Origin of the sequence: Cryobacterium sp. TMT2-15-1 (assembly GCF_004402345.1) — a bacterium.
Taxonomy (GTDB): Bacteria; Actinomycetota; Actinomycetes; order Actinomycetales; family Microbacteriaceae; genus Cryobacterium; species Cryobacterium sandaracinum.
This window is the reverse complement of record NZ_SOGD01000020.1, coordinates 26,877-49,434: the sequence shown is the minus strand read 5'-3', so window position 1 is coordinate 49,434 and position 22,558 is coordinate 26,877. Positions and strand designations below refer to the sequence as shown.

The window sequence follows — 22,558 nt, the reverse complement described above, 5'->3', positions numbered from 1 at the left end:
CTTGGCGATGCTGACCACCAGGCGCAGATTCGATTCGATGAAGCGGTTCTTCGCGCGGCGGCCATCATGGGCAAGCCAGGCCAACTCGCGGGCCAAGGACGGGTCGTCGACTCCGCGGGACAATTTTTCGCCGGCGAACAGCCCGACCTCGATGCGCTGCGCAAGGGTCACCTCGTCGACGGCGGTGAGCAGGGGCCCCTTGCCGATGCGGCGCAGGTAGTCGCCGAAGGCATCCGTCGATGAGCTGTAGCGGGCGGGAGCGGTCGACGGAGCGGTGGTGAAATTCGCTGGCGCTGGCGCTGGCGCTGGCGCCGAGGTCGGGGGCTGATCCGCGGCCGGTGTCGGTCGGGAGCCCGAGTGCTCCGGGGGTTGAGTCTCTTGAGTGGCCGTGCTCATCGCAGGGCCGTTCCGGTGGGTGCCGGACGGAGGGCGAGACTGGCCGTGGCACGGTCAAAGGACGAGAAGTACGCTCGCTCCCGGGGGCGGCCGAAGTCCGTCACTTCGAAGGCGTCGTCCACGCGCTGGATGAAGCCGACCAGGGCGGCCGGATCGCCGTCGGCGATCATCCGGTCGCTGATGCGCCATTCCGTGGGGGAGAGTTCGTTGATCCCGATATTTCTCGCGGGTGGAGTGGGGTTCGTTTTTCGTGTGCCACTGTCGGCCATCACTGCCTCCGAGTATTTCTTAAGAGTCCAGTACACAGCGTGGAAACGACGGCCTCAAGGGGCTTGACTTTGCCGCCCAAACGGGGGTGCGAACCAGCTTCCGAGAGGCCTATGGCCAGCAGCATTCCGGCGCCGCAAGCCCGCGTAGGCTAGGAGCATGATCGAACAGGTTTCCGAAATCTTCGACCCGACCCAGTGGCGGGAAGTCGCGGGCTTCGACCGCCTCACCGACGTCACATACCACCACGACGTGACCGGGAGAATCGCCCGGGTGGCGTTCAACCGGCCCGAGGTGCGGAACGCGTTCCGCCCGCACACCGTCGACGAACTGCACGCCGCCCTCGAGGATGCGCGCGTCAACCCGCGCATCGGGGTGGTGCTCCTGACCGGCAACGGACCCAGCCCGAAGGACGGCGGTTGGGCGTTCTGCTCAGGCGGGGACCAACGCATCCGAGGCCGGGATGGCTACAAGTACGCCGAGGGAGAGACCGCGTCCGGGATCGACACGGCGCGCGGCGGCCGGCTGCACATCCTCGAGGTGCAGCGGCTGATCCGGTTCATGCCCAAGGTTGTCATCGCGGTCATCCCCGGCTGGGCGGCCGGCGGCGGGCACTCTCTGCACGTGGTCTGCGACCTCAGCATCGCCAGCGCCGAGCATGGCAAGTTCAAGCAGACGGATGCCGACGTCGGCTCCTTCGACGCCGGATACGGCAGCGCCTACTTCGCCCGCCAGGTGGGGCAGAAGACCGCGAGGGAAGTGTTCTTCCTGGCCCGCGAGTACTCCGCGCAGCGCGCCTTCGAGATGGGGGCCGTGAACGCCGTGGTGCCGCACGCCGAACTCGAGGTGGAGGCGCTGGATTGGGCCCGCACGATCCTGACCAAGTCGCCTACCGCCATCCGGATGCTGAAATTCGCTTTCAACGCCGTGGACGACGGCCTGGTCGGCCAGCAGGTGTTCGCCGGGGAGGCCACCCGTCTGGCCTACGGCACCGACGAGGCGGTCGAGGGGCGTGACGCGTTCCTGGAGAAGCGCGACCCCGACTGGGGTCCCTACGACTGGCAGTTCTAGGCGACCATGACCCGGCGGCTGAGGGTCGTGCCGGTCGGTGACCCGCTCGACCTGATGACCCCGTTGCGCCTCGCGCTGGCCGACACCGGCGACGCCGTGCTGCCGGTCCCCGGCCGGCCGGAGGCCGCCAGACGGGCGAGCCTGGCGCGCGTGCCCCGTCAGGTGGCGGTGGTGATCGAGACATCCGGCTCAACGGATGCGCCCAAGCGCGTGATGCTCAGCACCGACGCTCTACTTTGCAGCGCCGCCGCCTCCAGCGTGCGCCTCGGCGGCCCCGGTCAGTGGCTGCTGGCCCTGCCCGTGCACTACATCGCCGGGGTGCAGGTGCTCGTGCGCTCGATCGTGGCCGACACCGTCCCTGTCATGCTGCCGAGCGGCCACTTCGACCCGGCCGTGTTCGCTGCCTCAGCCGGACGCCTCACCGAGCCGCTGCGGTTTACCGCCCTGGTCCCGGTGCAGTTGGCCCGGCTGGTCGCCGCGGCCGCAGACGACCCTCACCTGCTGGCCGTGCTGCGCCGCTTCGACGGCATCCTGGTCGGCGGCCAGGCGCTGCCGTCGCAGCTCGCCGAGCAGGCCGTCGACCTCGACCTGCACGTGTTCGCCACCTATGGCTCGTCGGAAACTTCCGGCGGTTGTGTCTACAACGGCACCCCGATCGGCAACTCCGAGGTGCGCGTGGTCGACGGGCAGCTGGAGATCGCGGGCTCCGTGCTCGCCGAGGGGTACCTCGGTGACCCCGTGCGCACCAGCGACCGCTTCCTCAAGGTGCACGGGGGACGCTGGTACCGCACGGGTGACCTGGGCGAGGTGGACGCCGCGACGGGCCTCGTGCGCGTGCTCGGGCGAGCCGACAACGTGATCATCTCCGGCGGCGAGAAGGTGTCGCTCGATGCGGTCGAGCGGGTCGTCCGGTCGCTGCCGGGCTTCGGCGAGGCGGTGGCGGTGGGCCGGCCCGACGTCACGTGGGGCCAGGTCCCGGTGCTGGTCGTGCCGGCGGAACCCGGTGCGGAACCCGGTGCGGCCGGCCTCCCCGAGGACTCCCTCGAGAGAATCGGGGAAGCCGTGGCATCCGCGCTGGGCAAGGCGGCCAGGCCCGCGCGCCTCGTGCGGGTCGCGTCGATCCCGCAGCTTTCCACCGGCAAACCCGACCGTCTTGCGCTGGGCCGGATGCTCGCCGCTCTCTGAGCGACCGAGCTACCGGCACGTACTATGAAGGCGTGGCACACGGAGCGCGGCCGGTCAGGCCCTCACAACAGCGATTGAACCCCTCGGCAGCGACCTCTTCGGCGGCCCGGAACGGAAAGTCGGGCAACCCGGCCCGGCGCAATGCCGCCGCCGGCCGCGGCCCGGCGCGAACCGGACCGGCCACGGCGGGAGACTGGGTCTCCGGAGCACGCCTGCGCACCCTCCCCCTGGCTATCGCCCCGGTGGCCCTCGGCACCGGGGCGGCGATCGTCGTGAGCGGCCCCGGCGTCTTCCATCCGGTACGGGCGGTGCTCGCCCTGATCGTGGCCCTGTGCCTGCAGATCGGCGTGAACTACGCGAACGACTATTCCGACGGTATCCGCGGTACTGACGCCAACCGGATCGGCCCGGCCCGGCTGACCGGCAGCGGAGCCGCTCAGCCCCGTGCCGTGCTCACGGTGGCCCTCGCATTCTTCGCGCTCGCCGCGCTCGCCGGCCTCACCCTGGTGGTGCTGACCGGTCAGTGGTGGCTGCTGCTGGTCGGTGTCCTCGCCATCATTGCGGCCTGGTTCTACACCGGCGGACGCAAACCGTATGGCTACTTCGGTCTCGGCGAGGTCTTCGTCTTCGTGTTCTTCGGCCTTGTGGCGACCGTTGGTACCACGTATGTGCAGGTCGGCACCGTGAACACCGAAAGCTGGCTGAGCGGCGTCGGGATCGGCCTGATCGCCATGGCCGTGCTGATGGTCAACAACCTGCGCGACCTGGAGCCGGACCGGGCATCCGGCAAACGCACCCTCGCGGTGCTGATCGGGAGCATGGCGTCGCGGGTCGTGTTCTGCCTGTTCCTGCTGCTGGCGTTCGCGATCGTCGCCTTCTTCGCGGTCTTCTACCCGCTGGCCTGGCTGACATTTTTCGTGCTGCTGCTGGCGGTGCCGGCCGGGTTGATCACGGTGACGGCGACGACCTCGACCGAACTGGTGCTGGCCCTCAAGCTGACCAGCGTCTCGGCGTTGGCCTACGGGCTGCTACTGGCTCTCGCGTTCGCGCTGTAGGTCGGCTTCGGCCGCCCGCGCATCGGCCCGGTCGAGGGCAGCGTCCTCGGACACGGCGTCGGGGTGCGCCGGCTCCGTATCGGGATGCCGCGCCTGGTACAGGCCCAGCGCGACCTTCTCGCGAGGCTTCCGCAGGAAGATGAAGGAGAGCGAGGCTCCGATCACAGCGGCGGCGATCGCGGCAATCCACCACTCGATCCGGAGGAAGAGCATCAGCGTGAGCGGAACGGCGAACAGGAGCACGCGGAAGACCGAATAGGACACCCAGGCGGGAACAACATTCATGCCCACAGTTTAGATCGCCGGGCTGTGCGCTCACTCACCGATCTCACGGGTGGGAGCCATACACTGTGGGAATGGTTCGCCTGTGGTTCGCTCTTGGAGTCGTCGTCGTCGTCCTCACCGTCTATGCGCTGGTGGATTGCGCGCTCCTCCAACGATCCCGGGTGCGCGGGCTGCCACGCTGGGTGTGGATGTTCGTCATCGTGCTCATTCCCGTGATCGGGCCGGTGCTGTGGCTGCTGATCGGTCGCGGCCGTGCCAGCACGGGCAAGATCGTGCGGTCGTTCGCCCCCGACGACGACATCGACTTCCTCAAGGGTTTGGACCGGGCCACGTCCGACCAAGAACGACTCCGCGCCCTCGAGCAGGAGCTTGCCGACCTTGACGCCCCGGATCCCCGGGACCTCGGTGCGGCAGGAACCACCGACACGACGGGAACCTCCGGCACGCCCGGACAGGGCAGCCAGGGCAGTCAGACCGGCCAGAACGGCCAAGCCGGGTTCGAGCCGAAAAAATCCGAGCCGGGCGAAGGCGATCTGCCTGGCCGGCGGGATGCCTGACATCGCCTCGAGCGGTAGCCCGGCCACAGACTTCAGCGTCTCTCTCCTGGGTGAATTCGTGCGCTTGGGCGTACGCGACCTGGTTCTCAGCCCGGGCGCCCGGTCGCAGGCCCTCGCCCTGGCCGCTGCCGAACTGGAGCGGATCGGGCTGATCCGGCTGCACGTGCGCCTCGACGAGCGCGGCGCGGGCTTCCTCGCTCTTGGCCTTGCCGTCGAGGCCGGCCGGCCGGCGCTGGTCGTCTGCACCTCGGGCACGGCCGTGGCGAACCTCCATCCCGCGGTGCTCGAGGCGCACCACTCGGGGGTGCCCATGATCCTGCTGACGGCCGATCGGCCGAGCGAGCTGCGCGGCATCCGTTCGAACCAGACCACCCTGCAGCCCGGCCTGTTCGGTGTGGCGATGCGCCTGTGCGTGGATGCGTCCGCACCGGAGGGTGCGGCCGGCGAGCACGCCGATGCCATTGCCCTGGCCCGACAGGCGACGGATGCCGCCACCGGTGCCACCTCACTCGATCCAGGCCCGGTGCAGCTCAACCTGGCGTTCCGGGAGCCCCTGTCGGCGCCGGTGGCGCTGACTCCCGAAGCGATCTCAGGCCCGGTCGGACTCGGCGAGTCGGCCGCGGTGCTCGCCGCGCCCGTTTTGGACGCGTCCCCGACCGAACCGGTCTTCCCGGTCACGGGCGGACCGCGCACCGTGGTCATCGCCGGCACGGGCGCCGGCCCCGAGGCCGAGGAATTCGCGCGTACCGGCGGCTGGCCGCTGCTGGCCGAGGTGTGCAGCGGCGCCCGGTTCGGCCCGAACCTCGTCTCCGCCTACCGCGAGCTGCTGCTGGCCTCCGACCTCGGTGGGCGGGTCGAGCGCGCTGTCGTGTTCGGTCACCCGACGCTCAGCCGCGAGGTGCCGGCCATGATCGTCCGCGAGGGTGTGGAAACCATCGTGGTGGCTCCCACCGGCACCGAATGGTTCAACCCCGGACACCGGGTGCGCGTCTTCGCCCGCGCCGCCGCCCCGGACGCCGCGGCCATCGCAGCGGCCGAAAGCCTCGAGGGGCGGGAATGGCTGGGCCGCTGGGTGATGTCCAGCCGGCACCTGCTGGCCGCGGGAGCCGCCCGGGAATCGATCCCGATCGGCGATCGCGGAATCACCCGCGAAGAGCTGGCCGCCATGCGCGCGCCTGTCACCCGGCCCATGCTCGTGGACGCCGTCTGGCGCGCCTCCTGGCCGCACGACCGTCTCGTTTTCGGTGCCTCCCGGTTGGTGCGGGTGGCCGACCGCCGCGTTCCCGGCAAGAAGATCTCCGTGCACTCCAACCGCGGTCTGGCCGGCATCGACGGCACGGTCGCCACGGCCGTCGGCATCGCCCTGGCCAGCCAGACCGGTCCAACGCCGCAGTCCACCGGGGTCACCCGCCTGGTGGTCGGCGACCTCACCCTGCTGCACGATGTCGGGTCGCTCCTGCTCACCCCGGGGGAGGCGCTCCCGCGGCTCCAGATCATCGTCGGCAACGACGGCGGCGGCACCATTTTCGACGGTCTGGAGGTGGCGGCATCCGCCCGCGCCGACGCCATCACCCGGGTACTCTTCACCCCGCAGCAGGCCGACCTCGCCAACCTCGCCGCCGCCTACGGCTGGTCATACGGTCTGGCGGCCACCCGGAGTGACCTCGAGCGCGCGCTGACCGCGCCGCACGCGGGGCCGAGCATCCTCGAGGTTCCGCTGGTTCGCTAGGTTTGCCGGGGCGTCTGCGGGACGCTGTTCTGCAACGAAGGGTGCACCGTGGCTGAACGCAGCGAACAGGAATTCTGGGCCGGGGAACCGAGGGGGTTGCTGCGGGTGACGCCGGGGTTCCGGCTCGCGGGCGTGGACCCCGCCTCGACGCCCGGCTTTGACGGGGTGGAAAAGGACAACGCGGACGAAGCGCTGGCCGCCGGGGCCGGCGTGCTGTCGGACCTGCAGGAGATGCTCTTCGCGAACAGCCGGTCCGGCGACCCGCGCCGCGTGCTCCTCGTGCTGCAGGCCATGGACACGGCCGGCAAAGGCGGCATCGTGCGCCACGTCGTCGGCGCTGTCGACCCCCAGGGCATCCGTCTGTACGCGTTCAAGGCGCCCACAGAGGTGGAACGGTCCCACGACTTCCTCTGGCGGGTGCGCAAACGGCTGCCCGACGCCGGCCTGATCGGGGTCTTCGACCGTTCACACTATGAGGATGTGCTGGTCGGCCGCGTACGGGCGCTGGCCCCGGCGGCGGAGATCGAGGAGCGCTACGGCCTGATCACCCGGTTCGAGCAGGAACTCGTCGACGCCGGCACGACGATCGTCAAGGTCATGCTGCACATCGGCTCCGACGACCAGAAGAAGCGCCTGGCCGAGCGGCTGGAACGCCCGGACAAGCATTGGAAGTACAACCCGGGCGACGTCGACGAACGCATGCAGTGGGCCGCCTACCAGGAGGCGTACCAGCTCGCCCTCGAACGCACGTCGACCGTCGCCGCGCCCTGGTTCGTGGTGCCGGCGGAGAAGAAGTGGTACGCCCGCCTGGCCGTGCAGCACCTGTTGATCGACGCCCTGCAGCGCCTCGACCTGACCTGGCCGTCGGCGACCTTCGACGTCGAGGTTGAGAAGGCCCGCCTCGCCACGACCTGAGTGTGGCCGTTCCGGCCGAGCGTGACCCGCGGAGCGGGCACTCTCGCCCGGAGCGGGGATCCTCGCTGAACCGAGTCTGCGGAGGCTGGTCAGCCGAAGGCCTCCACGACGGGGCGGAACTTCATGCGGGTTTCGGCGAGCTCGCGCTCGGGCTCGGAGTCCAGCACGATGCCGCAGCCGGCGTAGGCCGTGACGCCGCCGGCGGGGCTGACCTGGGCGCAGCGCAGGGCGATTGCCCACTCGCCGTCGCCGTCGGCGCCGACCCAGCCGACCGGGCCCGCGTAACGGCCCCGGTCAAACGGCTCGAGTTCGCGGATCAGGGCGAGGGCCGTCTCGGTGGGCGTGCCGGCGACCGCGGCCGTCGGGTGCATGGCGGCGATCAGGTCGAGGGAGTTCGATCCGTCGCTCAGGGTGCCCTCGACGTCCGTTGCCAGGTGCCAGAGGTTCGGCAGCTTCAGGGTGAACGGGATTTCGCTGGTGGTGAGGTGAGAGGTGTGCGGGCGGAGCGAGGCCAGCACGCTCTGCACCGCGAAGGCGTGTTCGTCGCCGTCCTTGGCGGAGGTGGCCAGCTGGAGGGCTGCCTCCAGGTCGGAGGCGGCATCCGCGCCCCGCGACATCGTGCCGGCGAGCACGCGGGCGTTGACCTCGCCGTGGTCGGCGCGGATGAGGGTCTCCGGGCTGGAGCCGACGAGGCCGTCGACCGCGTAGGTCCAGCAGTCGGGGTAGCCCAGCGCCAGCTCGCTGACGGCGCGGCGCAGGTCGGATTCCGTCGGTAGCCGCCCGACCAGGTCGCGGGCCAGCACGACCTTGTTGAGGTCTCCGGAGGCGATGCGGGACACGGCTTCGCCGACCGCGTCGCGGTACCCGGCGGGCGGCAGGGCGCCCGGCAGTAGGGAGATGCGGTATTCGGTGCCGAGGGGACGGAGCGCCAGGGGAATCTCCGGAGGCGTGGTGCCGGTCGGCCAGATGCGCGTCACCCAGCATCGGCCGTTGTCACGCCCGATGATGACCTGCGGCACGATCAGCACGCTGGTCTGGGCCGAGGAGGCGTCGAAGGCGAAGGCTCCGAAAGCGAGCAGGCCCGTGCCAGTGCTTGCGATCGGGTCGGACACGGTGGCGGCGGCTGCGACGTCGCGCCAGGCGGTGGCGGCATCCGTCAGCCGGGTCGCTCCGGAGAACTCGAGCCGCAGGGCCGTGCCGATGCCGGCCAGACCCTGGTTGCGCCGCATCCAGAGCAGCGGTGCTCGGGTATCGAGCAGAAGAATCAGTTGGCGGATGTCGGCGATGGGGGTGGTTTCGACCGTCAGAGCCTGAGCATTCACCTGCATAGCCTATGCCAGAGGCTGTGGAGAGCGCGGCGCGTCCGCGGGCAATCTAGACTGTGGGGGTGAGTAGAGCAGACCTCAATAAGCAGCCAGAGCAAGTCGCTGCCATGTTCGATCAGGTCTCCACCCATTATGACCGCACGAATGCCGTTCTCTCGGTAGGAAACGCGGCCCTGTGGCGGATGGCCGCGACCCGCGCCGTGAACCCCCGGCGCGGCGAACGCATCCTCGACATCGCCGCCGGAACGGGCACGTCCAGCGTCGCGCTGACAAAGACGGGCGCGCACGTTGTGGCCGCCGACTTTTCGGAGGGCATGATCGCGGTCGGCCGTTCACGTCACGCGGACAACCCGCGGGTCGAGTTCGTTCAGGCCGACGCCACCGCGCTGCCGTTCGCCGACAACGAGTTCGACGCCGTGACCATCTCGTTCGGCCTGCGCAACGTGGTCGAGCCCAAGAAAGCCCTGGCCGAGTTCTACCGGGTGACCAAGCCCGGGGGGCGCGTCGTGATCTGCGAGTTCTCTACGCCGCCGTTCGCACCGATCCGGCTGGGCTACTTCGCCTACCTCACTCGCGTGATGCCGATGATCGTAAAGCTCGCGTCCTCCAACGCGGAGGCGTACGACTATCTGGGCGAGTCGATCGCGGCCTGGCCGAACCAGCAGACCCTCAGCGCCTGGCTGCGAGAGGCGGGCTTCGACGCCGTCGCCTACCGCAACCTGACCGTGGGTATCGTGGCACTGCATCGCGGCGTCAAGCCGACGGATGCGTCAAACGCACCGTCTTGAATCCTCCCAGATCCGATCGTTAGGCTGACAGAGTGAAACCGAGCATGCCCCTGTTCCGTCGCGGCTCATCCGTGACGAGCCAGCTCGGCCTCAGCGATCGCATTTTCTCGACCGCCCAGGACCGTGGCCTTGCCGCGGGCATCGACGGGGGAATCGATCAGGTCGAGGCCAGTCTGCTCGCCGAGGTGACCTTTGCCGACGAGATCGCGAACGTCACCAGCCGCTACCTGCTCAACGCGGGCGGCAAGCGCGTACGCCCCATGCTGGCGCTGCTCACGGCCCACCTCGGCAGCGGCAACCACGCGGACGTCATCACCGCGGCCACCGCGATCGAGATCACCCACCTGGCCTCGCTCTACCACGACGACGTGATGGACGACTCGGACAAGCGCCGCGGGGTGCCGAGCGCGCAGACCGTGTGGGGCAACTCGGTGGCGATCCTGACCGGGGATCTGCTCTTCGCCCGCGCCAACCAGCTGATGGCACGGCTGGGCGAACGGGCCATCCGTTTGCAGGCCGACACCTTCGAGCGCCTTGTGCTCGGCCAACTGCACGAGACCGTCGGTGCGCAGCCCGGCCAGGACCCCGTGGAGCACTACATCCAGGTGCTCGCCGACAAGACCGGGTCGCTGATCGCGGCGGCCGCCCAAGCAGGCATCATCTTCTCCGACGCCCCGTCCGAGTTCGAAAAGCCGGTGATCGCGTTCGGTGAGAAGATCGGCGTCGCCTTCCAACTCATCGACGATGTGCTCGACCTCTCCCCGCAGCCGGAGGAGACCGGCAAGGTGCCCGGCACCGACCTGCGCGCCGGGGTGGCCACCCTCCCGCTGTTGCGCCTGCGCGAGCGTGCCCCGCACGACGCCGACGCCGCCGCCCTGCTCGAACGCCTCGAACGCGACGTGATGGCCAGCAACGGCGTCGCGACCGCCGCGGCGGACTCCGCGATCACCGCGCTGCGCGAGCACGACGTGACCGGGCAGACCCTCGCCGAGGCGCACGGCTGGGCGCATGACGCGGTCGAAGCCCTCGCCCCGTTGCCGGACGGCTCGGTCAAGAAGGCCCTCACCCGTTTCGCCGACACGATCGTTGAACGATCCAGTTAGACGATCAAGCTAGAAAGGCTTCCATGACCAAGTTGCGATTGGCCATTGTCGGCGCGGGACCTGCGGGTATCTACGCCGCCGACATCCTGCTCAAGGCGGAACGGAACTTCGAGGTTTCGATCGACTTGTTCGACCACCTGCCGGCGCCCTATGGACTTGTGCGCTACGGCGTCGCCCCGGACCACCCCCGGATCAAGGGCATCATCACGGCCCTGCGCGATGTGCTCGACCGCGGCGACATCCGTGTCTTCGGCAACGTGCGGTTCGGTATCGACATCACCCTCGACGATCTGAAGAGGCACTACAACGCCGTCATCTTCGCGACCGGGGCCGTGCGCGACGCCGACCTGGACATCCCGGGCATCGACCTGGACGGGTCCTACGGGGCCGCCCGCTTCGTGAGCTGGTTCGACGGGCACCCCGACGTGCCGCGCACCTGGCCGCTGGAGGCTCAGGAGGTTGCCGTCATCGGAAACGGCAACGTGGCACTCGACGTCGCACGTATGCTCGCCAAGCACGCCGACGACCTGCTGAGCACCGAGATCCCAACGAACGTCTACGAGGGACTCAAGGCATCGCCGGTGACGGATGTGCACGTGTTCGGCCGCCGTGGACCAACCTCCGTGAAGTTCACCCCGCTGGAGCTGCGGGAACTCGGCGACCTGCCCGATGTGGACATCGTCCTCTACGACGAAGACTTCGACTACGACGATGCCGCGCGGGACGCCGTGGCCAGCAACAAGCAGGTCTTCGTGATCGACAAGGTTTTGAACAAGTGGCGGGAGCGCCCGGCCGGCACGGCCAGCCGCCGCCTGCACCTGCACTTCTTCGCCAAGCCCGTAGAGATCGTCAACGACGGCGAGGGCCGGGTCGGCGCCATCCGTTACGAACGCACCACCCCCGACGGGCAGGGCGGCGTCGTCGGCACCGGCGAGATCCGCCAGCTGCCGATCCAGGCCGTCTACCGTGCGGTGGGTTACTTCGGGTCGTCGCTGCCGGGCGTTCCCTTCGACAGGAAGCGCGGCGTGATCCCCAACCGGGAGGGGCAGGTTCTCTGGAAGGGTGACCCGTCGTTCGGCTCGAAGAGCGCCAACACGCAGCTGTACGGCGTCTACGCCACCGGGTGGATCAAACGCGGGCCGGTCGGGCTGATCGGGCACACGAAGTCAGACGCCATGGAGACCGTGCGGCACCTGATCAACGACCTCGGCAACTGGTGGCGCCCGGAGTCGCCCTCCGAGCAGAGCATCGTGAACCTGCTCGACGAGCGAGGGGTGCAATACACGAACCTCGACGGCTGGCACCGGCTCGACCAGCACGAGCTCGCGCTCGGCTCCGACGAGGGTCGCACGCGAGTCAAGGTCGTTCCCCGCGACGAGATGGTCACGATTTCCCGCGGCGAGAGCTGACGCGCGTGGCGCCCGGGCTGTCGATTATCGCCGGCCTGATCGGCGCCGCACTCGGGATTTTCCTGACCGGGATTGCCGAACGGATGCTGCGCATCCGCCGCCGCTTCGCGTGGCCGGTGCGTGCCGCGGTGACCGTGTCGACCGGACTGCTGGTCGCCCTGGTCGTGTGGAAGTTCGGGACAGGGTGGGAGCTGCCGGCGTATCTGTACCTGGCACTGATTGCAGTGGTGCTCAGCGTCGTCGATTTCGCCGAGAAGCGACTGCCGAACGCGCTGGTCTACCCCTCGCTGATCGTGCTGCCGCTGTTGTTGACGCTCGCGGCGGCGGCATCCGGGGCCTGGCAGGCCCTACTCGGGGCCTTCCTTGGCGGCGCCGCGCTGTTCGCGTTCTATTTCGTGCTCGCCCTGATCTCGCCCGGCGGCATTGGCATGGGCGACGTGAAGCTGGCCGCGGTGATTGGCCTCGCGCTCGGATATCTGGGCTGGACCCCGTTTCTCGTCGGCGCTTTCGGTGCCTTCCTGATCGGCGGCCTGGTTTCGCTGGTTGCCCTTGCGCTTCGCCGGGTGACCCTACGGAGCTCCATCCCGTTCGGGCCGTCCATGCTCGCGGGTGCCTTCCTGGGCGTGTTGCTGGCCTGAATTCACCCCGGAAGGGGGCCAGGACGCGCGTTGAGACGGGGCTACGGTGACGCTGTCGCCGCCCCTGCGGCGAGTTCGCTTCACCCGAGGAGCACCTGTGTACCCGAATCTTTCTGCCCGCGGCGCGCCTGGAGACACCTCCCGCACGATTCCCTGAGCCACTCGAACTGACCGGCCCGAACCCGAATGACGGCCTCACTCGCGACAAGCCCACGTCGCGAGTTGTTGTCCTGCCGTTTTCAGAATTTCCACAGCTTTTGCTCAGCTACCCCCCAGACGGGGAGCCCCTTCTCTGGGGAGTAGTGAGGTTTTCTCGGCGAACGTAACTTGTGGTCATTCGCTCGGCCGCCCTGGCCGGCCTACACAGAACGGACAACCCGAGATGAAGTTCTACACCAAGATCCAGGCCCTCATCAACAGCATGCGCACCGACGAAGAGGGCGCCACCGCGGTGGAGTACGGCCTGATGGTCTCGCTCATCGCCGTCGTTATCATCGGCGCGGTCGGAGCCATCGGCATCGCCCTACGGGCAATGTTCGTTGGTGTCGAAGGCAACCTCTAACCGATGCAAGCCCGGCGCCTAATCGTCGCCGAACCCCCTGCGCCGGCGGCGGCTCGCCATGGCGAGCCGCCGCCCGCACTCACCCCCCCCCGACTTTCACCCGCAACGCCAGGCCTACCCGAAGGGGCCATTTCATGATTTTCAGGCGCACCGTCACAAGCGAGCGCGGAGCGGCCGCCGTCGAGTTCGCGCTCGTCCTTCCCCTGCTCCTCCTGCTCGTACTCGGAGTGATCGAGTTCAGCCGGGTCTACAACGTGCAGATCTCTCTGAGCAATGCGGCCCGTGAGGGTGCCCGGACGATGGCCATCCACAACGACCCCGCGCGGGCCAGGACGGCCGCCAGCCTGGCTGCTCCGTCGGTCAACCCCGCGCTCACCACGGGTGACATCACCGTCAGGCCGGCCGATTGCGCCGCCGGATCGGCCGTGACCGTCACCATCGACTACGAGGTAGACCTGCTCACCGGGTACTTCGGTGTGACGCTGCCTCTCACCGGTAAAGGAGTCATGCAATGCGGAGGATAACTGCACGTCTGGGCAATGAGCGCGGCGCGAGTGCCGTCCTGGTGGCGGTACTGCTGGTGCCGCTCCTTGGGTTCGCGGCAATCGCCGTCGACGTCGGTGCCCTGTACGTCGAACGCGGCCAGCTCCAGAACGGAGCGGATGCCGCAGCGCTCGCCATCGCCCAGGGCTGCGCCACGGACGGCGTCTGCACCGGCTCCGCGGCCACAGCCGCCGCCTTCGCCGACGCTAATGCCAACGACGGGGCCGCCAACGTTCTCACCCCCACCTTCCCGACCAGCAACAGCGTGCTCGTCACCTCGAGCACTCGGGTGGCCGACACCAATGCGGATGCCATCAGCCACCCGTTCGCCCGGTTCATCGGCATCGATTCGACGACCGTGCACGCTGCCGCCACCGCCGAGTGGGGCCCGCCGCGGGAGAGCATGATCGTCTTGCCGCTCGCCATCTCGCTGTGTGAATTCCAGCCGGCCCTGGACGGAACCCTCGTGCTCCTTCGCTACGACCAGAACCCGGCGTGCACGACCCCGGACGGCCGCCCCATTCCCGGTGGATTCGGCTGGCTCGACCGGGTGGAGGACGAGTGCGAGGCCGCCATCGACCTGACCGTGGCGCGCGCTCCGAGCGAGCCGGGCAACTCGTTCCCTGGTATCTGTGACGACACGCTGACCGATCTCGAAGGCCAGACAATCCTGGTGCCCATTTTCGACCGGGCCTACAACCCGAGCGGAAACGAAGTGACCAGTGGCCAGGCGGCGTCGTATCACCTCTACGCGTTCGCTGCCTTCACCATCACCGGGTGGAAGTTCTCCGGCGGCCCGGCACTGACCAACACCGATCCCGCCGCCCCGAGGTGCGCCGGCAATTGCCGTGGAATTCAGGGGTACTTCGATCGTTGGGTGTCCGTTGACGCGGCAGGCGCGGCTATCGGTGGCCCCGACCTCGGCGTAGACCTCGTCAGACTTTCAAACTAGGAGATCTCATGAAAACTCGACTCATTGGCGCGATCCTCGCGATCGTCCTGGCCGTTGTTGGCACCGTCGTGCTTACCGGCTACGTGAACAGTGCTGACGCGCGAGCGGCCAACGGGGCTGAGTTCGTGGAGGTTTACCTGGTAGCGGCTGAGATCCCAGCCGGCACCGAGGCGAGTGCGATCAGCGACCTCATCACTGCGAAGCAGATTCCGACCGTCGCCGCCGTTCCCGGACGCGTGACGAAGCTGAGCGACCTGAAGGGCCTGGTGGCAGACACCGCACTCATGCCCGGCGAGCAGCTGCTCGAGTCGCGCTGGGTGACGCCCGCCGAGCGGGCAGCCAGCGGAGACGTTGCCCTGCCGGAGGGGATGCAGGCGGTGAGCATCGCGCTTCCCGTCGAACAGGTGGTCGGCGGCACTGTCAAGCCGGGCGACACCGTCGGTGTCGTGATTTCCGCGACGATCAAGGGCACTGACGGCGCCGAGGACACGCCGATCAGCCGCCAGGTCTTCCACAAGGTGCTTGTCACCGCGGTACGAGAGGGAAACAAGACTCCTCCTGCCGAGGGAGCGGACGCGGCAGCCGAGCCGTTCGACACGGTCATGGTCACCCTGGCTCGGTCGACCGCAGACATTCAGAAGCTAGTCTGGGGCCAGGAATTCGGCAGCGTCTGGCTCACCATCGAGCCGAAGACGGCTGACGAAACGGGTTCAGCGGTCATCGGTGGCAGCACGGTGTTCGAATGAGCCGCCCCCGACTGAGCCCCTGGCGTGACGGGGTGCTGGGGTCGGTAGCGCAGACGGCCGTTGACGTCGAAACCGGCGACCAGGACCAGGACGAAACCCCGGGCGAGATTGGGCGGGCGGATGCCACCGCCCTCGACGCCTGGCCGGCCGTCGATGAGCAGTGGGAACCCCCCACCGTCGACCCGCCCACAATCGAGGTGACTCCCCAACCGGAGGTCATCCCGCACCAGATCATCGCGGTGGCAGCAGCCAAGGGCGGTGTCGGCAAGACAACCGTCGCGACCAACCTGGCCGTGGGCCTCGCCCGGCAGGCTCCGCTGTCGGTGGTGCTCGTCGATGCCGATGTGCAGTTCGGGGACGTGGCCATGGCCCTGTCGCTGACTCCCGGGCGAGCACTGCCGGATGTTGTCACCGCTTCCGCGGCGGGCGACGCCCTGGTGCTCAAGGCCTATCTCACTCCGCATCCGGACGGCTACTACGTCGTGTGCGGCGCGGAGTCGCCGGCCGATGGGGACCGGGTCACCGGCGAGCAGCTCGGTCACCTCATTCGCCAACTCGCCGGAATCTTCCGGTTCGTGATCATCGACACGGCGCCTGGCCTGGGCGAGCACGCCCTGGCCGCCCTCGAGGCCGCCACCGACGCCGTGTTCCTCTGCGACATGTCCGTGCCGGGCGCACGCGGCCTGCGCAAGGAGCTCGCAGTTCTCGCCACCATCGGCATCCTGCCGCCGGCCCGTCATGTCGTGCTGAACTTCGCCGACCGGGTGAGCGGGCTGAGCGTGAAGGACGTCGAGGCAACGATCGGTGTGCCGGTGGACGTCGCCGTTCCCCGGTCGAGCCTGGTGACGCTGTCCACGAATCGAGGCATTCCGCTTCTCCAGAACAGAAAGAAAAATCCCGCGTCGGCTGCCCTGACAGAGCTGGTGCGCCGATTCGACCCCAGCGCGTCACTTAAACGCGGTCGCTTGCATCGAAGGGTGGTTGTCGCATGAAACTGACCGACCGAGTGGAGGCGGCACGCCGCGATGGTCCACTGCACAAGCTCGACAAGAAGGCTGGCAACGGCAACGTCTCTACATCGAGGGCGGTGACGGACGTTGCCCTTCAACCCTCCACCGAGGCCACAGCTGCACCGGAGGCAGAGACTCCCGACGCGGAACCCGCGCCCATCCCGGCGCCGCCGGTAGACCCGCTGGCAGAACTCAAGGAGCGGGCGGCGCAGGAACTCTTCGGCCGTATCGGCACGCGCCTGAACGACCCGAGCCTGAGTGAGGAACAGCTGCACTCGTATGCCAGGGCCGAACTCGGCAGCATCGTCGCCGCCGAACAGGTTCCGCTCAGCCCGGAGGAGCGAAGCCGGCTGATCGCCGAGATCGGCGCCGACGTGCTGGGGTACGGCCCGCTGGAGGCTTTGCTCGCCGACGTCGGCGTGACCGAGATCATGGTCAACGGGCACGAGCAGATCTTCGTCGAGCGGGAGGGCCTTCTCACTCGCAGCGCTGCCCGCTTCACCAGCGAGGCCCAGCTGCGCCGGGTGATCGAACGCATCGTCTCGAAGGTGGGGCGCCGCATCGACGAGTCGTCGCCGCTGGTCGACGCGCGCCTCGCCGACGGCTCGCGGGTGAACGCGATCATCCCGCCGCTCGCGGTCGACGGCTCCTCGCTCACGATCCGCAAGTTCGCGCGCGAACCCTTCACCGTGAACGACCTCGTCGGCTTCGGAACGCTGAGCGCCGAGATGGCCCAGGTGCTGGATGCCTGCGTGAAGGCCAAGCTCAACATCATCGTGTCCGGCGGCACCGGAACCGGGAAGACGACGCTGCTCAACGTGCTCTCCGCCTACATCCCGTCCAATGAGCGCATCATCACCATCGAGGATGCGGTGGAGCTGCAACTGCAGCAGGACCACGTCATCCGGCTGGAATCCCGGCCGGCCAACATCGAGGGCAAAGGCGAGGTCACCATTCGTGACCTGGTGCGCAACTCTCTCCGGATGCGGCCGGACCGAATCGTGATCGGCGAGTGTCGTGGTGGCGAGAGCCTGGACATGCTGCAGGCGATGAACACCGGGCACGAGGGTTCGATCTCGACAGTGCACTCGAACTCGCCGCGCGACGCGATCGCCCGGCTCGAAACCCTCGTGCTGATGGCCGGAATGGACCTGCCGCTGCGCGCGATCCGAGAGCAGATCTCGTCGGCGATCGATGTGATCGTCCAGATCACCAGGCTCAAGGACGGCACCCGCCGCGTCACGCACGTGACGGAGGTGCAGGGCATGGAGGGTGACATCGTCACGCTGCAGGACGCCTTCGTCTTCGACTACAGTGCCGGCGTCGACGAGGCCGGACGACTGCTCGGCCACGCGGTGGCGACCGGAGTACGGCCCCGGTTCGCCGACAAATTCCGGGACCTTGGCATTCCGTTGTCCCCGAGCGTGTTCCAGGCCAACCTCGTCACCCGGAGCCAGCGATGAACGAGTTAGCCCTCTACGGAGGCATCGCCGCCGCGCTGATCGCCCTGTTCGTGATCGTCTTCCTGGTGATCGCACCGCCACGGCCCCGGGTGCCGCTGGAGCGCCGTCGAGCGCCGGGCGCGGTGGACACATCGACCCTCACCCGGGTGACCGACCGCACGGTCGAGGCCATCGAGGGGGCGATCCTTCGTCGCGGCCGCGCGCCGTTTACCGCGGAGGAACTGGAACAGGCCAGCATCCGGATGCAGCCGTCCGGCTTCGTGCTCATGGTGCTCTCGACGTCGACCGTGCTGGCCTTGACCGGCCTGCTCCTGGGGAACGGCACCTTCTGGGCGATACCGCTCCTGGTGACCTTCGCGGCGCTCGGCCCGATCGGCGCGAAGGTGCTCCTTCAGGTGCGTGCCGGCCAACGCCGGGCGAAGTTCGCGGAACAGCTCGACGAAACCTTGGCGCTTCTGGCCGGCGGCCTGCGGGCCGGTCACAGCCTGCTGCGGGCGGTGGACGCGGCCTCCCAGGAGACGCCGTCGCCGTCGGCGGATGAGCTGGCCCGGGTCGTGAATGAGACCCGCATCGGCCGGGACCTCGGAGATGCCCTCGACAACACCGCCACCCGGATGCGGAGCGAGGACTTCCAGTGGGTGGCGCAGGCGATCGCCATCAACCGTGAGGTCGGTGGCAACCTGTCCGAGGTGCTCGACCGGGTGGGTCACACCATCCGGGAACGCAACGAGATCCGTCGCCAGGTGAAGTCACTCGCCGCCGAGGGCAAGATGTCAGCCTGGGTGCTGATCCTCCTGCCGATCGGGGTGTTCACGTTTCTGCTGCTGACGCAGCCGGACTACTTTGCCGGCTTCTTCGGCAGCATCTGGGGCATCGCCGCCCTGGTCGTTGCCGCCATCCTGCTCGTCGCCGGCTCATTGTGGATGATGGCCGTCGTCAAGGTGAAGTTCTAGGAGAATCCGATGCCCTCACTCATTGCAATCCTCGCCTCTCTCGCCGTCGCCGGCGGGTTCGCGGTCCTGGTCGGCATCCTCGTCGGGGGCCGCGCCGGCAAGCCGGTCACTGACCTTGGGGATGCAGGTCTCAACCTCGTCGGGACGACCACAGCGCCCGTCAAACGCGGCCGAACGATGCGCGAACTGGCCCCCCGAGGGTACCTCGGGATGCTCGACCGCAGGCTGGCGCTCGCGGGTCGGCCTCCGGCCTGGACCATCGACAAGATCCTCATCGCCAAGCCACTCGCGGGCACCGCCGGTGCGCTCCTCGCGCTCCTGTGGATCAGCGCAGACCCGGCGCCGACGCGATTCGTGCTCGGTGCTCTGCTCGTGCTGCTGTGCTTCTTCGTGCCCGACCTTCTCCTGATCAGCCGCGGGCAGGAGCGACAAGAGAAGATCCAGAACGCCCTGGCCGACACCCTTGACCAGATGACGATCGCCGTGGAGGCCGGTCTGGGCTTCGAAGCGGCGATGGCCAAGGCGGCGACGAACGGCAAGGGGCCGCTCGCGGAGGAATTCATCCGCACCCTGCAGGACATGAGCATCGGCCGCACCCGAACGCACGCCTATCAGGCGCTCGGCGAACGCACCTCGTCATCGGACCTGCGTCGGTTCACCCGGTCGGTCATCCAGGCCGACACCTACGGCATCGCGATCGCGGACGTGCTCCGGGTGCAGGCCGGGGAAATGCGCCTGCGCCGCCGTCAGCGCGCCGAAGAGAAAGCGATGAAGATCCCGGTCAAGGTGCTCTTCCCGCTCATCTTCTGCATTCTGCCGGTGCTGTTCATTGTGCTGCTCACCCCAGCCGTGCTGAGCATGATCGAGGCGTTCGCCTAGCGGAAGTTGACGAACTGCAGGGCCACGTCGAGGTCCTTGCCCTTGAGTAGGGACATGGTGGCCTGCAAGTCGTCGCGGCTCTTCGAGCTGACCCGCAGCTCGTCGCCCTGGATCTGGCTCTTGACGCCCTTGGGGCCCTCGTCGCGGATGATCTTGTTGATCTTCTTCGCATTTTCCTGGTCGATCCCTGCCTTCATCGATGCCTCGATCCGGAACTCCTTGCCCGAGGCGAAGGGATCACCAGCCTCCAGGCTGCGCAGGGAGATGCCGCGCTTGATCAGCTTGGATTCGAAGACCTCGAGGATGGCCTTGACGCGCTCCTCGGAGTTGGCCTTCATAAGCACCTTCTCGCCGCTCATCTCGATCGAGGCGCCGACATTCTTGAAGTCGTAGCGCTGGGCGACCTCTTTGTGGGCTTGGTTGAGGGCGTTGTCGACCTCCATCGGGTCGACCTTGCTGACGATGTCGAACGTTGAGTCTGCCATGCCTGCAATAGTACCCAGTGGGTGGCTATTCGCCCGGCCGGGCGGTGCTGGAGCGCACGAGGAGTTCGAACGGCATCGGGGTGTTCAGGGACGAGAGCTGGTTCTGGCCGGGGCGCAGCCGGTCCAGCAGAATCTCGACGGCCTTCTCGCCCTGCCCCTGCGGGAATTGGGCGATCGTGGTGAGGCCGAAGAAGTCCGCGAGTTCGTGGTCATCGATTCCGATCACGGACACGTCCCGTGGCACGACGAGGCCGAGGTCCCGTGCCGCAAGGATGACTCCGATCGCCATCTCGTCTGAGCCGGCGAATACGGCGCTCGGCCGACCGCGCGGGTTGCCAAGAAGTTGTATGGCCGCTTGGTAGCCGCTTTTCATCGTGAAGTCCGCAGGCCTGAACAATTCGGCAGCCGGAGTGATTCCAGCTGCCGTCAGGGCTAACTCATAGCCGACCCGGCGGTTGGTGGGAAGATGGAAGTCCCGGTCGACGTCCTCATTTCCGCCGATGTGTGCGATCCGTGTGTGGCCCAGGGAGAGGAGATGTTCCGTGGCGAGCCTGGCCACGGCAACATCATCGATCGTGAGCGTGCGAACACCCTCGATCGGGCCGCCGACGCCGACCAGCGGCTTGTCGAGTGCGTGCAGGGTGGCAACTTCGGTCGTGGTCAGTTCGAGCGAAATCGCGATGACAGCATCCACTCTCTGACGCAGCAGGAAATGGTTGAACACGATGCGGCGCTCGCCTCCGCCGCCGGTCAGGCTGAACAGGGTGAGGTCATAGCCGTTTTTCAAGAGGGATTTCTGAGCACCCTCGACAACGCTGGAGAAGAACCAGCGGTCAAGGAACGGAACGACGACACCGATGTTCTTCATCCGTCCGGAGGCGAGACTCGATGCCGTGGAGGAGACGACGTAGCCGAGTTCCCCGGCGGATGCTTCGACCTTTAACCGGGTGGCAGGGGATACATGGCCGTTGCCGCTGAGTGCGCGCGAAACAGTGGCGGTAGAGACGCCCGCGTGGCGGGCGACGTCATCGATGCCTACCATGAGGTTCCTATCGGGAATGAAATTGAGTCATCTCCGATCATATCCACCGTCCGATAGGTACCGGACGTGCCGATTTCTCACTAGGGACCAAAACCTTGTACTCTGACTGAGCGTCTCCGGTCACGTGTTTTGCATATGGTCGGGTGCGTACTGGCAAGTTACCCAAGTGGCCAAAGGGATCTGACTGTAAATCAGCCGTCTTAGACTTCGGGGGTTCGAATCCCTCACTTGCCACTCTCTCTACCGCATCACCTAGCGTTGAGCCATGACCACACGCGCCTCAGCCGGATTGCTTCGCCTCGCCCAGGACACCGCGCTCGCCGCGGGGCAACTGGCTGCCCGGCGGAGAACTGTTGGGGTGCAGGTCGCCGCGTCGAAGTCCTCCCCGGAAGACGTCGTGACCCTGGCCGACCGGGAAACCGAGTTGCTGATTCGGGCTCTCCTGGCCGACGCCCGACCCGATGACGGTTTCTTCGGCGAGGAATCGGCGGCCACCCGCGGCACATCCGGCCTAACCTGGGTCGTGGACCCGATCGACGGCACCGTCAACTACCTCTACGGTTTTCCGGCCTGGGCGGTCAGTATCGCCGTCGTCGAGGGTGACCCCGATCCGGCCACCTGGACCACGCTGGCGGGCGCCGTCTACAACCCGACCGGTGACGAGCTGTTCACCGCGGCAGCAGGTGACGGGGCGTGGCTGGGCGCCCGTCGGCTGCAGGTGCCAACGGACGTGCCTCTGTCGCTGGCGTTGCTGGGCACCGGTTTCTCCTATCGCGCGGCCGAACGAGAGCGGCAGGCGGACGTCGTGCGGGGCCTGATCGGCGAGGTGCGGGACATCCGCCGCATCGGGTCGGCCGCACTCGACCTGTGTTCGGTTGCCGCCGGGCGGCTGAACCTCTACTACGAGCGCGGGCTGAGCCCCTGGGACCACGCGGCCGGCGCGCTGGTGGCGCGCGAGGCCGGCGCTCGAGTCGGTGGCTTCGGAGCCGACCGCGAGGGTATGGGCCTGCTCATCGCCGGGGCTCCCGACCTTTATCGGGTCTGCCAGCCCCTTCTGGCCAAACTTTTCGATGACTTCATGGCCGACGCGGAAGCGTAGGCGACTGAACCGCTTCGAACGAGACGGATGCCGCGGAAACACCGGTGACCGACGTGCTCGGGGCGGCCCGGAGAGATCGCCGGAAACGGAGGCAGTGCCCC

The 22,558-nt window shown here is 68.0% G+C and carries 25 protein-coding genes and 1 tRNA gene; 20 read left to right on the top strand and 6 right to left on the bottom strand.

Going from position 1 to position 22,558, the window contains the following annotated elements; translation table 11 throughout:
* Both E3O62_RS04525 and E3O62_RS04520 read right to left on the bottom strand, forming a co-directional pair.
* A partial coding sequence (locus E3O62_RS04525) for a sigma-70 factor domain-containing protein (RefSeq protein ID WP_304990535.1) occupies positions 1-396 on the bottom strand: 396 nt, incomplete at its 3' end.
* A complete protein-coding gene (locus E3O62_RS04520; RefSeq protein WP_134396066.1) occupies positions 393-665 on the bottom strand; it encodes a hypothetical protein in 273 nt (90 codons plus the stop codon). The genes E3O62_RS04525 and E3O62_RS04520, both read right to left, overlap by 4 nt.
* Before the next feature lie 157 nt (positions 666-822).
* On the opposite strand from E3O62_RS04520, the gene E3O62_RS04515 reads away from it, so the two are divergent.
* From E3O62_RS04515 to E3O62_RS04505, 3 genes are all read left to right on the top strand, one after another.
* On the top strand, positions 823-1,734 hold the full coding sequence (locus E3O62_RS04515; protein WP_134396065.1) for a 1,4-dihydroxy-2-naphthoyl-CoA synthase: 912 nt from the start codon (positions 823-825) through the stop codon (positions 1,732-1,734).
* A 6-nt stretch (positions 1,735-1,740) separates the two neighbouring features.
* Complete coding sequence (locus E3O62_RS04510) at positions 1,741-2,919, top strand: AMP-binding protein (protein ID WP_166786415.1); 1,179 nt, start codon at positions 1,741-1,743, stop codon at positions 2,917-2,919.
* A gap of 74 nt (positions 2,920-2,993) precedes the next feature.
* Entirely contained in the window at positions 2,994-3,974 is a 981-nt protein-coding gene (locus E3O62_RS04505; RefSeq protein ID WP_134396064.1) for a 1,4-dihydroxy-2-naphthoate polyprenyltransferase, read from the top strand.
* Here E3O62_RS04505 and E3O62_RS04500 read toward each other — a convergent pair.
* A complete protein-coding gene (locus E3O62_RS04500) occupies positions 3,948-4,259 on the bottom strand; it encodes a DUF4229 domain-containing protein (RefSeq protein ID WP_134396063.1) in 312 nt (103 codons plus the stop codon). The genes E3O62_RS04505 and E3O62_RS04500 overlap by 27 nt on opposite strands.
* 71 nt (positions 4,260-4,330) lie before the next feature.
* Between E3O62_RS04500 and E3O62_RS04495 the strand changes: the two genes are divergently transcribed.
* The 3 genes from E3O62_RS04495 to E3O62_RS04485 are packed head-to-tail and all read left to right on the top strand — an operon-like array spanning position 4,331 to position 7,460.
* Positions 4,331-4,816: a PLD nuclease N-terminal domain-containing protein gene (locus E3O62_RS04495; protein WP_134396062.1), complete on the top strand. Its 486-nt coding sequence runs from the start codon at positions 4,331-4,333 to the stop codon at positions 4,814-4,816.
* Positions 4,809-6,545 carry a 2-succinyl-5-enolpyruvyl-6-hydroxy-3-cyclohexene-1-carboxylic-acid synthase gene (gene menD, locus E3O62_RS04490; protein WP_134397683.1) on the top strand — a complete coding sequence of 579 codons (1,737 nt, stop codon included), beginning with the start codon at positions 4,809-4,811 and terminating at the stop codon, positions 6,543-6,545. Before E3O62_RS04495 ends, menD begins: the two co-directional genes overlap by 8 nt.
* A 48-nt stretch (positions 6,546-6,593) precedes the next feature.
* Positions 6,594-7,460 carry a PPK2 family polyphosphate kinase gene (locus E3O62_RS04485; RefSeq protein ID WP_134397682.1) on the top strand — a complete coding sequence of 289 codons (867 nt, stop codon included), beginning with the start codon at positions 6,594-6,596 and terminating at the stop codon, positions 7,458-7,460.
* An 89-nt stretch (positions 7,461-7,549) separates the two neighbouring features.
* Here the strand turns inward: E3O62_RS04485 and E3O62_RS04480 are convergent, their stop codons facing one another.
* Positions 7,550-8,788: an isochorismate synthase MenF gene (locus E3O62_RS04480; RefSeq protein WP_134397681.1), complete on the bottom strand. Its 1,239-nt coding sequence runs from the start codon at positions 8,786-8,788 to the stop codon at positions 7,550-7,552.
* A 59-nt stretch (positions 8,789-8,847) separates the two neighbouring features.
* Between E3O62_RS04480 and E3O62_RS04475 the strand changes: the two genes are divergently transcribed.
* From E3O62_RS04475 to E3O62_RS04420, 12 genes are all read left to right on the top strand, one after another.
* The gene (locus E3O62_RS04475) at positions 8,848-9,573 is read left to right on the top strand and encodes a demethylmenaquinone methyltransferase (protein ID WP_134396058.1); all 726 of its coding nucleotides are present in this window, start codon (positions 8,848-8,850) and stop codon (positions 9,571-9,573) included.
* A gap of 32 nt (positions 9,574-9,605) precedes the next feature.
* Positions 9,606-10,676 (top strand): polyprenyl synthetase family protein, encoded by a 1,071-nt coding sequence (locus E3O62_RS04470; protein ID WP_369827960.1) that lies wholly within the window; start codon positions 9,606-9,608, stop codon positions 10,674-10,676.
* Positions 10,677-10,699: 23 nt separating this feature from the next.
* Entirely contained in the window at positions 10,700-12,085 is a 1,386-nt protein-coding gene (locus E3O62_RS04465; protein WP_134397680.1) for an FAD-dependent oxidoreductase, read from the top strand.
* A 5-nt stretch (positions 12,086-12,090) separates the two neighbouring features.
* Positions 12,091-12,723, top strand: coding sequence for an A24 family peptidase (locus E3O62_RS04460; RefSeq protein WP_241973316.1), 633 nt, complete (start codon positions 12,091-12,093; stop codon positions 12,721-12,723).
* Positions 12,724-13,105: 382 nt separating this feature from the next.
* A complete protein-coding gene (locus E3O62_RS04455) occupies positions 13,106-13,285 on the top strand; it encodes a Flp family type IVb pilin (protein WP_134396056.1) in 180 nt (59 codons plus the stop codon).
* A gap of 134 nt (positions 13,286-13,419) precedes the next feature.
* Positions 13,420-13,809, top strand: a complete 390-nt coding sequence (locus tag E3O62_RS04450) for a TadE/TadG family type IV pilus assembly protein (protein WP_134397679.1) — start codon at positions 13,420-13,422, stop codon at positions 13,807-13,809.
* Positions 13,797-14,780, top strand: coding sequence for a pilus assembly protein TadG-related protein (locus tag E3O62_RS04445; RefSeq protein WP_134396054.1), 984 nt, complete (start codon positions 13,797-13,799; stop codon positions 14,778-14,780). The genes E3O62_RS04450 and E3O62_RS04445 overlap by 13 nt, the downstream gene beginning before the upstream one ends.
* 8 nt (positions 14,781-14,788) lie before the next feature.
* A complete protein-coding gene (cpaB, locus tag E3O62_RS04440; protein WP_134397678.1) occupies positions 14,789-15,526 on the top strand; it encodes a Flp pilus assembly protein CpaB in 738 nt (245 codons plus the stop codon).
* Complete coding sequence (locus E3O62_RS04435) at positions 15,523-16,518, top strand: AAA family ATPase (RefSeq protein WP_134397677.1); 996 nt, start codon at positions 15,523-15,525, stop codon at positions 16,516-16,518. Before cpaB ends, E3O62_RS04435 begins: the two co-directional genes overlap by 4 nt.
* Positions 16,515-17,999, top strand: a complete 1,485-nt coding sequence (locus tag E3O62_RS04430) for a CpaF family protein (protein WP_134397676.1) — start codon at positions 16,515-16,517, stop codon at positions 17,997-17,999. Before E3O62_RS04435 ends, E3O62_RS04430 begins: the two co-directional genes overlap by 4 nt.
* A complete protein-coding gene (locus E3O62_RS04425; RefSeq protein WP_134397675.1) occupies positions 17,996-18,952 on the top strand; it encodes a type II secretion system F family protein in 957 nt (318 codons plus the stop codon). Before E3O62_RS04430 ends, E3O62_RS04425 begins: the two co-directional genes overlap by 4 nt.
* Before the next feature lie 9 nt (positions 18,953-18,961).
* Complete coding sequence (locus tag E3O62_RS04420) at positions 18,962-19,831, top strand: type II secretion system F family protein (protein ID WP_134397674.1); 870 nt, start codon at positions 18,962-18,964, stop codon at positions 19,829-19,831.
* Here E3O62_RS04420 and E3O62_RS04415 read toward each other — a convergent pair.
* Together E3O62_RS04415 and E3O62_RS04410 are read right to left on the bottom strand one after the other, a co-directional pair.
* The gene (locus E3O62_RS04415; RefSeq protein ID WP_134397673.1) at positions 19,828-20,316 is read right to left on the bottom strand and encodes a YajQ family cyclic di-GMP-binding protein; all 489 of its coding nucleotides are present in this window, start codon (positions 20,314-20,316) and stop codon (positions 19,828-19,830) included. The genes E3O62_RS04420 and E3O62_RS04415 overlap by 4 nt on opposite strands.
* A 25-nt stretch (positions 20,317-20,341) precedes the next feature.
* The gene (locus tag E3O62_RS04410; protein WP_134396048.1) at positions 20,342-21,358 is read right to left on the bottom strand and encodes a LacI family DNA-binding transcriptional regulator; all 1,017 of its coding nucleotides are present in this window, start codon (positions 21,356-21,358) and stop codon (positions 20,342-20,344) included.
* Between the two features lie 152 nt (positions 21,359-21,510).
* On the opposite strand from E3O62_RS04410, the gene E3O62_RS04405 reads away from it, so the two are divergent.
* Both E3O62_RS04405 and E3O62_RS04400 read left to right on the top strand, forming a co-directional pair.
* A tRNA-Tyr gene (locus tag E3O62_RS04405) sits at positions 21,511-21,592 on the top strand.
* Between the two features lie 31 nt (positions 21,593-21,623).
* Positions 21,624-22,457: an inositol monophosphatase family protein gene (locus tag E3O62_RS04400; RefSeq protein WP_134397672.1), complete on the top strand. Its 834-nt coding sequence runs from the start codon at positions 21,624-21,626 to the stop codon at positions 22,455-22,457.
* The last annotated feature ends 101 nt before the right edge of the window (positions 22,458-22,558 follow it).